Source organism: Bradyrhizobium sp. (assembly GCF_027307225.1).
In the GTDB taxonomy this organism is placed as follows: domain Bacteria; phylum Pseudomonadota; class Alphaproteobacteria; order Rhizobiales; family Xanthobacteraceae; genus Bradyrhizobium.
The window spans coordinates 1-7,498 of the sequence record NZ_DAHUXJ010000054.1 but is presented as its reverse complement, the minus strand read 5'-3'; the positions used below and the strand labels follow the sequence as shown (position 1 = coordinate 7,498).

General features: G+C 59.3%; 6 protein-coding genes and 1 tRNA gene. 5 read left to right on the top strand and 2 right to left on the bottom strand.

From position 1 onward, the window contains the following. The first annotated feature begins 399 nt into the window (after positions 1-399). Positions 400-1,524, top strand: coding sequence for an ROK family protein (locus tag M6D32_RS09500; protein WP_298255645.1), 1,125 nt, complete (start codon positions 400-402; stop codon positions 1,522-1,524). Between the two features lie 350 nt (positions 1,525-1,874). Beyond that, a tRNA-Ser gene (locus M6D32_RS09495) sits at positions 1,875-1,964 on the top strand. 46 nt (positions 1,965-2,010) lie between these two features. On the opposite strand, the gene M6D32_RS09490 is transcribed toward M6D32_RS09495, so the two are convergent. Continuing rightward, positions 2,011-2,226 carry a hypothetical protein gene (locus M6D32_RS09490; protein WP_298255644.1) on the bottom strand — a complete coding sequence of 72 codons (216 nt, stop codon included), beginning with the start codon at positions 2,224-2,226 and terminating at the stop codon, positions 2,011-2,013. A gap of 950 nt (positions 2,227-3,176) precedes the next feature. Further along, positions 3,177-4,925 (bottom strand): adenylate/guanylate cyclase domain-containing protein, encoded by a 1,749-nt coding sequence (locus M6D32_RS09485; protein ID WP_298255643.1) that lies wholly within the window; start codon positions 4,923-4,925, stop codon positions 3,177-3,179. 482 nt (positions 4,926-5,407) lie between these two features. Here M6D32_RS09485 and M6D32_RS09480 point away from each other — a divergent pair, with 482 nt between their 5' ends. The 3 genes from M6D32_RS09480 (at position 5,408) to M6D32_RS09470 (ending at position 7,150) form a co-directional block, all read left to right on the top strand. Continuing rightward, entirely contained in the window at positions 5,408-5,665 is a 258-nt protein-coding gene (locus M6D32_RS09480) for a hypothetical protein (RefSeq protein ID WP_298255642.1), read from the top strand. Between the two features lie 180 nt (positions 5,666-5,845). After that, positions 5,846-6,427 (top strand): VOC family protein, encoded by a 582-nt coding sequence (locus M6D32_RS09475; protein WP_298255640.1) that lies wholly within the window; start codon positions 5,846-5,848, stop codon positions 6,425-6,427. 39 nt (positions 6,428-6,466) lie between these two features. Beyond that, positions 6,467-7,150, top strand: coding sequence for a glutathione S-transferase family protein (locus M6D32_RS09470; RefSeq protein ID WP_298255638.1), 684 nt, complete (start codon positions 6,467-6,469; stop codon positions 7,148-7,150). Positions 7,151-7,498: the final 348 nt, after the last annotated feature.

Below are 7,498 nucleotides of genomic sequence, written 5' to 3'. Positions count from 1 at the left end.
GCCGCCGGTTTTGATGACTGCGAACATCGTTTTATTCCTTCGTGTTCGATCCCGGCCTCGAGCCATGCCCGGGTCGGCTTTTTCTACAGTCGTTATGGGTTCAATTTCCGCGCGACCGGGCTCAGGGCCCTAAAAAGCAATCCGCGCAAAAACAAACAGCGCGAGAAGCCTCCCGCGCCGGGTGCCGGTCTTATAGCCGCCCGAGGCCGCAAGTCAAGGCAAATGGGCTCGAAAATGCCCCTTTTTGAGGGATTTTGGAGCAAAAAAGGCGAATGGCTGCTGGCAACCAGCGAATTGAGAGACGTCCTGTTCCCCACCCTCTATTCGCCATTCACCTCCCCTGAAACCAACCGGGTTCCCGATGGTTGTTCCCCGCTTTCAAATGCTGGCAGGGGTGAAATGGCCGACGATGTTGTGACGACCGGAATTGCCCGGCACGGCGCCGCCCGCCTGCCATCGGTGGACGTGGACAGCTTCAATGTCGAATTGAAGGACGACGACGGCTTTCTGGGGGACCGCGCCTGCAAGGGCGCCTTCCGCAAGATTCTCGACGATCTGCGCAAGCCGCTGAAGAAGAACGGCGAAGATCCGCTTGGCGAAAAATCCGCCGAGAAGCTCAGCAAGAGCGAGCTCGACCAAGCCCTGTTGGGCGAGGACATCGGCGCGGCCGCGCTGGTCCATGGCGCCATCGAGGAGTTCGCGCGCGAGCTTAGCTTTGTGACCTCGCGGATCCTGAAGCTGAAGGCCTGGGCCGATACCGAACGCATCGTGGTCGGCGGCGGCTTTCGCCAGAGCCGGGTCGGCGAACTCGCCATTGCGCGCACCGACATCCTGCTTAAAGCGGAAGGCTTCAAGGTCGACCTGACCCCGATCGGCTTCGATCCCGATGACGCGGGTCTCATTGGCTGCCTGCATCTGGCGCCGTCGTGGATTTTCGAAGGCCATGACGGCATTCTCGCGATCGATATCGGCGGCACCAACATCCGCTGCGGCGTGGTCGAAACCCGCTGGAAGAAGGCGAAGGATTTGTCGAAGGCCTCGATATGGCATTCGGAGCTGTGGCGACATGCCGACGACGAGCCGACCCGCGAAGGCGCCGTCAAGCGCATGGTGAAAATCCTCAAAGGCCTGATCGAGGAGGCCGACGGCAAAGGGCTGAAGCTCGCGCCCTTCATTGGAATCTCCTGTCCGGGCGTCATCGACGAGGACGGTTCGATCGAAAAGGGCGCGCAGAATCTGCCGGGCAACTGGGAGAGCAGCAAATTCAATCTGCCTGCGAGCCTGGTCGAGGCGATCCCGAAGATCGGCGATCACGACACGGCGATCGTCATGCACAATGACGGCGTCGCGCAGGGCCTGTCGGAAGTTCCGTTCATGCAGGATGTCGAGCACTGGGGCGTCCTGACCATCGGCACCGGCCTCGGCAATGCCCGTTTCACCAACCGCCGCAAGGACGACAAGAAGAATGGAAAGAAGGACGACAAGAAGGACGGCGACGAGAAGAAAGAGAAAAAGAAGGACTAAAGGCGGTTCGAGCATCTCGCGCATTCAGCGGTAACCTTGAGCGGTTAGGTTAAAAACGGGTTCGCGTTGCCGGCGCATGAGGGTTCGCTAGGGTCGCGGCCGTCGCTCAGGCTGGCCCGCGAAGCCGCACTTCCAGGCCTGCAATTTCAATGAGACGACACGGGACCGCCGGTGTTTTCCGCGTCTGGCGGTCCCACCCTTCATTTCCGCGCAAACGCGTTCCGCTGATGTCGCCAGCCTGGTCCAGTCACCGAAAAATTTAGGGTGTGGGCCGCCTTGTCTGGCCTCGCTTCCTCGCTTAGAACTCTGCCCCAACCTCAGGGCGCGCGACTTCGCCCTGATTTGCGCCTGGAGAGGTGGCAGAGTGGTTGATTGTACCGCACTCGAAATGCGGCATAGGTGCAAGCCTATCGGGGGTTCGAATCCCCCCCTCTCCGCCATCCTTCGCGCCTTTCGGGCTTCGGGCGGCAGGCCACCTTCACTTCTTCAAGTCTCGAATGCGCCATCGCGATAGGGCAGCGCTTCGCTTGCGTCGCCCTGATGAGCCGTTTCCTGCCCTCTCTCGCCACGGCCGAGCCGTGACGCGGCAAACCGGAACAACCCGCGCAGCGACAGCTCAAGGACCACTTCGTGGTGCCGGAGTCCCTTGCCGCCCTTGACCAGCCCGAGGTCCCGGATCAGGCAACGATGCCCGCTGCTCATTCGGGCGAATCTGATTTGCGCACTACGCAACATGCAAGCGAGCATGCACTGCGAATGACGCGCGTCAATTCTTGACAGGGTGATTCGCGCAGGCGTCGCGACGCGATTCGGATTCACATGTCAAACAGCGATAGATCGTCATGCCCCGCGCATGCGGGGCATCCAGTATTCCAGAGGCACCTCGGTTGAACACGAACGTCTCTGGGATACTGGATCGCCCGGTCCGAGCCGGGCGATGACATCGAGAAAGACAGCCCCATGCATTCCCGCGGCACGTTTTCGCGTCCGGGTGATGAAAGTCGCGTCCCTCTGAAATCAGAGGGCACAGGGAATGCCGGTGCGCGAACGCACCCGCGGCCTCGTGCGCAATGAAAAAAGCACACGAGTAAGCACACCACAGGTACGCCGAAACATCCGGCATTCCCTGTACGATGGTTTTCGGCTTATACGCGTTCTCCCCGGTGTACCGGGCTTGTAGTCACCGTCGCCGGCGTGATGCGCGAGCATCATCGCCAACTTGATCCCAGCGTCGGGGGATCAGGACCACGCGATTTCGCCGCACGCCTCAGGCCGCGTTCGTCTTTCGCTGCCCGAAGCGTCCATCGCATCCCGCGCCCAACGTCCGTGACGATCGCGATACGCCCCTCATGCGGGCGCGAGACGGCGAGGCTTCTAGAAATGATTTGCCCGACGGCACAAGCGAAAAGCCCGCGACAGACTGACACGACGGGCAAATGGCGCAGGGCGGGTATGTGCGAAGCTCGCTTGCGACAGAAGCGAAGCAGGGCCGAATCAATGCTCAACCCTAATTGATCTGGGGTTCATCGAATTTGTCGGCGAATTCCAAGCGGCGGCTACTCGAACTTTCGCCGAGATGAAGAAATGGTGAAGACGGCAACTATTCTCACCACTTGCAGTTGCGCACACCAAAAAAGAGGTCGTGATGTCACTCATTCGGGCAGCCCGGCACGCCTCATTGCTTCTTCATACAGCGCCACGTCTTCGCGGCGATAGGGGCCTAGCACTTCTTTCAAGTTTGAGACGCGCAGCGTGGGATAGAGCTGCTCCAAAAGATTAACGGCTTCTCGGGCCTCCTCGGTTTGCCCAGCCATCGCGCTGCTCGCAGCTTTGATCCGTAGTGGGGGTTGAGCATTGGGAGCGTCCTGCAGGACCAGCGCAGCCAGCGATGCAGCTTCGTCATAACGACCTTGATAAAAAAGGCAATGCGCAGCTCCCGCCTTCATTGGAGCAATCTGTTGATCGAGCGGACTCAGGCGCATTGCTCGTTCGAAGCGCTCAAGTCCTGCTTCTGGATCGCCCAACCAGTTCTTTATCCACCCGCCGTAGTGCCACGCAGCCGCCAAATTGGAATTAATTGCAAGCGCGCGATCGATCAGGCTGGAGCTTGATCGCAGGTCGCAACCGACATACGCCAATGCCATCGCGCTGAAGGCCAAGGCCAGCGCATCGTCTTGGCCGCATGCGATTGCTGCCTGACTGAGCCGCTTCACCTCCACGATCTCCTCGTTGCCTAAGGTCCAGCCGCTGGCTTTTGCAATCGTGTAACACGAAGCCGCACATCCATAGGCCGCAGCGAAATCTGGATCGATGTCGGTGGCGCTTGCGAAGAGGCGCAGCGCCTCCTCGCTGGCTCGTCGATTGGGCAAGATGATGCACTGGTAATACCTGGCTAAGCCGCGCAAATAAAGATCGTGGGCGTCGAGATTGTCGGTAGACTTGTGTTTCGCACGTTCAATTTCGGCCTTCTCCATCGCCGGGGCGATTGCGCCAACAACGCTCTCCGTGATCTGATCCTGAAGGTCGAAGATGTCCACCAATCCACCCTCGAACCGGTCAGCCCATATGTGAGCGCCGGTACTTGCCTCGATCAACTGGCCGGTGATCCGCACGCGTGAAATCGATCTTCGGACACTGCCTTCGAGCACATAGCGCACCCCAAGTTCACGGCCCACCTGCTTGATATCGACCGCCTTGCCCTTGTATGTAAAGCTCGAATTGCGCGCGATCACAAACAGCGACTTGAATCGCGAGAGCGCGGTTATCATGTCGTCAACAACGCCGTCCGCAAAATATTCCTGTTCCGGATCACCGCTCATGTTCTGGAACGGAAGAACAGCGATGGAAGGCTTGTCTGGCAGTGGCAAGGTGGCGACTTTGTTCAGCGCCTTTCCGGGTGCAAGCCCAGGATGACTCACGGCATAGAGTCGCACCGGTCGATCAATATTCTTGAGCAATTTTTCACCGAGCTCATCAAACGTGAAGTCGGTCTTGCCCCGGACTTGATCAAAGGCGCTGCCGGAAAGATAGACTCCGCCCGGTTCGCATTCGCTCTCGACGCGAGCTGCGATGTTTACGCCATCGCCAAAAATGTCGTCGCCCTCAATGATGATGTCGCCGATATTGATGCCGACGCGAAAGGTGATCTTGGGTTCGGCGGCCTTTTTCCGTTCGTTCATCCTCGACTGCATAGCGACGGCGCAGGTGACCGCGTCAACCACGCTTGCGAATTCCACCAGCATTCCATCGCCAGTAGTCTTGACGATACGGCCACCGTGCTCTGCGAAAGCCGGATCGACAGTTTCGCCGCGGTGCGCCATCAATGCCTTTAGGGTGCCGACCTCATCGGCTCCCATGAGGCGGCTGTAACCGACGACGTCCGCCGCCAGTATCGCCGCCAAGCGTCGCTCTACGCGTCCACCCGTCACGCAATCACCGCCCGATCGGTGTCGTACCCACCCATAAAAACATAGGGACGGGGTTCCCGCCAGTGCGCCCGGGTGCCTCGACGGTCTAAAATCTTCAGTTCTTTCCGAATGTTCAGGAAACGAATCTTCGCTCATAGCCTACAAGTGTATCGAATGCGTTTTTATGGTTTCGAGCGAAATTTAAGAGTCGATGGAGCGAAAAGGTCCAAGTCTTTTGAACCCAAATTTGGGACCCGAAGCCTGCCGATATCGTGTTGCCCGCGGCGTCCACACCGGCGCCAACAAACACTTCGGTTCGGGAAGTGCCGGCCGCTTTCAACGCCTCGCGCCTCGTGCCGCGCTGTGTACGCGGCACGTCCCTCGATCGCTGACGCCGGAGTGCAGCGCCACCTCGACGGCAGGAACGAAAAATTCCCACAGTGGTTAAGGGTCCATCCACGCTGAAGGAGCAAACCGTGGCCGAAAGCGCAAGGCGCGTGAGTGTCGTTGAGATGGCCCACGATGAAAGAAATCCGCCGGTGAAATTCGACGAGGCTGCGGAAGCCGTGCGCGATGCAACACAGGATGTTCAAAGAACCAGCGAGAGCATCGCGAGGCACATAAAGGTGGATCGCCGGCCCGGCAGCGTTCTGGTTGAATTGACCCGCGCGGCGCCGCTGCGGTCTCTTATCATCGCGTTTCTGGCTGGCTATGTTCTGGCGCGGCGAATGTGATCGCTTCGACGTCTGCCTTGTAGCAGAGCAGACAGGACGTGGTCGACGTCGCGCATGGCCTGTCCGTTCGGTATTCGAACGAATTTCGGCTGCCTGATCTTGCATATCGGCCAACATTTAGCTTGGCCGAAGATCGCAACGGTGTAGGTTCTCTCGCGACCAGAGTTCAGCGTGGACACCATGCAAAAGCTCCAGAGCCAGGGCGTACATCACATCACGCTCACCGGCGCCAACCGGCAAACGTCGATCGATTTCTGGGAGGGTGTGCTCGGCATGCCCTTCGTGTTCGAGCAGTCCAATCTCGACAAGGCGTCCGAGAGCCATCTCTATTTCGATCCCGGCGACGGCAGGCTCATCACCGTTTTCACCGACGAGAGCCGCAAGCCAAATCCGCGCCGAACGCCGACCGAGCCGGGCTGCGTGCATCACATCGCCTTTGCCGTCTCGCACGCCACCTTCGCGCAGGCGGTCAGGCGCCTCGACGAACGCAAGATCTCCCATAGCGGCGTCAAGGACAGGGGCTTCATGGATTCGATCTATTTCACCGATCCATTGGGTCTCCTGATCGAACTCGCCTGCTACCGCTTTGAACCCCCGCACGGCTTCACGCATGCGGACGTGCTGATGGAAGCCCACAGGATTCGCGTCTCTCGCGACGATGGCAACATTGCGGAGATCCATCTCGCTGACGCGATCGAGGCGCTGGTGAGGCGGCGTAACGCGTCCTTGTCCGAGGATCGATCGCCGAAGAATCCTTATTAAGAAAGCCCGATAATCGGGACGCCAGAGAGAGGGGAAGCCATGAAACTGAATGTGCTGAAGCCGAGCGTGAACAACATGGCGGCGCGTGTGTTCGTGCGCGCGGCCAACCTGGAATTCACCGAAGACGACGTCTGGGGCAAAACGCGTTCGCCGGAATTCCTGGCGAAGAATCCCGCGCACCTGACGCCGATGCTGGAGCTGAAGGATTTGCCGAAGGGCGCCATCTGGGAAAGCTGCGCCATCATGCAGTATCTTTCCAACAAGCATGACATCACCAAGTTCTATCCGAAGTCGGCCGAGCAGCGCGCCACGATCGACAGCGCGATGTTCTACATTATTGGTACGCTCTATCCTTTGGTGGCGCGCAGCACCTATCCGGCGCTCGGCTTTCCGCTTTATCCGGGTGAAGTCGGCGCCAGCGACGCTGATGCGGCGGCGAAGGAAGCCGCGCAGAAATCCGCCATCGCCGCGCTCGCGGAGCCGCTCGATGTGTTCCACAAATTCTACATGGACGGAAAGCCCTTCATCGGCGGCGCCACGCCCTCGATCGCCGACATGAGGCTTGCAGCCACCCTCGAATTCCTGGCGGTGGTGGACTATCCGTTGCCCGCCTGGGCGAAGACCTACATTGCCGACATGGAAAAATCGTTGGGCAAGGCGTACCAGGAACCGGCCGCCGACGTGCGCGGCTATATCGGCCATGTGAAATCGCAGAAGAAGTAAGCGGGCCGGCGCTATCTTTCTTCACCTCTCCCCTTGTGGGAGAGGTCGCGACGCATCGGTAGATGCGTTGCGGGTGAGGGAGACTTTCCGCGGACGCTTCTTTTCCCTCCCCCGCGAAAGCGTGGGGAGGGTGGCCATCGCGAAGCGATGGTCGGGTGGGGGTGCTGACGCGGCTGAAAGAGTCCTGGGTAAGTGATCTTCTAAACTGAAGTTTGCGTTGCCGAATCGAGCAACCGACTGATCTGACTCACGATTCTCGAAAATCGCCTTTTCCGCTACTGGACACGCAGTTCGCTGCTGTGGAGCTTCGAATCGAATCACAAATTGGATGATTTGTGAACATCGGCG

Excerpts from the sequence above, each read along its gene's own strand:
- M6D32_RS09490 (WP_298255644.1), bottom strand. The coding sequence starts at position 2,226 with ATGAGCAGCGGGCATCGTTGCCTGATCCGGGACCTCGGGCTGGTCAAG.
- M6D32_RS09475 (WP_298255640.1), top strand. The coding sequence starts at position 5,846 with ATGCAAAAGCTCCAGAGCCAGGGCGTACATCACATCACGCTCACCGGC.
- M6D32_RS09470 (WP_298255638.1), top strand. The coding sequence starts at position 6,467 with ATGAAACTGAATGTGCTGAAGCCGAGCGTGAACAACATGGCGGCGCGT.
- M6D32_RS09500 (WP_298255645.1), top strand. The coding sequence starts at position 400 with ATGGCCGACGATGTTGTGACGACCGGAATTGCCCGGCACGGCGCCGCC.